This is a genomic window from Acinetobacter sp. YH16031 (assembly GCF_013417335.1).
Classification (GTDB): domain Bacteria; phylum Pseudomonadota; class Gammaproteobacteria; order Pseudomonadales; family Moraxellaceae; genus Acinetobacter.
Map to the genome: position 1 here is coordinate 1 of NZ_VPED01000162.1, position 1,446 is coordinate 1,446.

The window sequence follows — 1,446 nt, forward strand, 5'->3', positions numbered from 1 at the left end:
TTGACAAAGCCAAGTTGCCCTGCAACGTCCATGACACGAATAACATCCTGATGTGTCGCTTTTGCATCAGCGGCAATTATTTAGGGTCAATCACACAATAATCGCCATTTTTCCCATAGCCACATTGTTTTGTCATCACTTTAACGCATGTTTTCCCATCACATTTTGATAGATCTAAACTGTATTTTTTCAGGTTGTTTACTTCCGATCTGCGCTGCTGGATTTCATCCATACTTGGGACAAATAAAAATAACGCCAAGAACAGCACCATTACCAACGCTACAAAGGCGCTGGCAAACACGGCAATAAATTGATAGTTAAGACGGCTAGTTGCTTTATCTAACTCCTCAATACGGCTCTTTAATGCCCCTATAGCTTGTTTATTTGTCTCCTGTAGTGACTTTTCAGCCTTATCTAGTACCCCACTAGCTACTTGGGTGTAAAATGTCTCTAATCGCTTCTTATCGTCTGCTATGGCTTCCCTGTATTCCTTCATCGAAGCTAATAAAATATATAACTGGTCGTCTAAATCGTTTTGATTGCTCATAGGGAAGGCCCATTTCTATTCATGCTTTTGCGTTGTTTCAGCTTCATAGCTTGTTCTTGCTGTAGCTTTAACCGCTTTTTATGTTCCAGTTCTAGGCGTTTAGCTTCCTGATCTTTCTTCCATTGCTCAAACCCTTGTTCAACACGGTTAAAACCCTGTTCTAAGGTCTTTTCCTTGTGCTGTTGTTGGTATTGGAGCTGCTGGCTGTTCTGCTGTTTGATTGTGTCGTTGAAACGGCTGATCTCAGTATCTATGCCTTTCCTACGCATCTGGGTGACTTTGCTGCCTTCATGTATGGTGGCTTGTAGCTGATTGCCCTGATCGGCATAGCTGCGGTGGTCGATTCTTTCCCGATACCCTGCATATTCCAGAGCATGATTGGCTAAGTTTGCCCAGGTGGCTCGAATCTGTTTAATTTCTTCCTGGCTTGTTCCCATGCCTAGGCTTTTTCTTTTGGTGTTACTTAGTTCAATTTCCGTTTTTTGAGTAAGGACTAATTTATTTTCAGGGTCCAATTCTGCTTTGCGAGTTGTTAGCAAGATATGTGCATGATGGTTTTTATCATCTCCACCTTTGCTGGGTGCATGAATCGCTAAATCTGCGACCACCCCATAGCGATCTACTAAGGACTTGGCGAAGTCTTTAGCGAGTTCCTTGCGTTGTTCTTCGTCCAATTCATCAGGTAAAGCAATAACCCATTCTCTAGCGGTTCTGGCATCTTTGCGGTTTTCCATTTTTTCCGCCAGATTCCAGAGTTCGGCACGATCAATTTGAGTATCTAAGTTCGAGATAATTTCGGTATAAGCCACACCTTCTTTTCTCGTAAAGTCGTGCGTTAATCCTGTCCGTTCATCTGTCAATTTTTCTCCTGCACGATAGGCCATAGATGCTACCGCAGT

At 42.8% G+C, this 1,446-nt stretch carries 2 protein-coding genes and 1 pseudogene; all 3 read right to left on the reverse strand.

The annotated features are described in order from the left end of the window. Positions 1-80, reverse strand: a pseudogene (locus FTV31_RS16865) (biopolymer transporter ExbD); the annotation flags it as partial. Then, on the reverse strand, positions 77-547 hold the full coding sequence (locus FTV31_RS16870) for a hypothetical protein (protein WP_179997526.1): 471 nt from the start codon (positions 545-547) through the stop codon (positions 77-79). The pseudogene FTV31_RS16865 and the gene FTV31_RS16870, both read right to left, overlap by 4 nt. Then, positions 544-1,446, reverse strand: a 903-nt coding sequence (locus tag FTV31_RS16875; protein WP_257227210.1) for a MobA/MobL family protein, incomplete at its 5' end; no start/stop codon positions are given. The genes FTV31_RS16870 and FTV31_RS16875, both read right to left, overlap by 4 nt.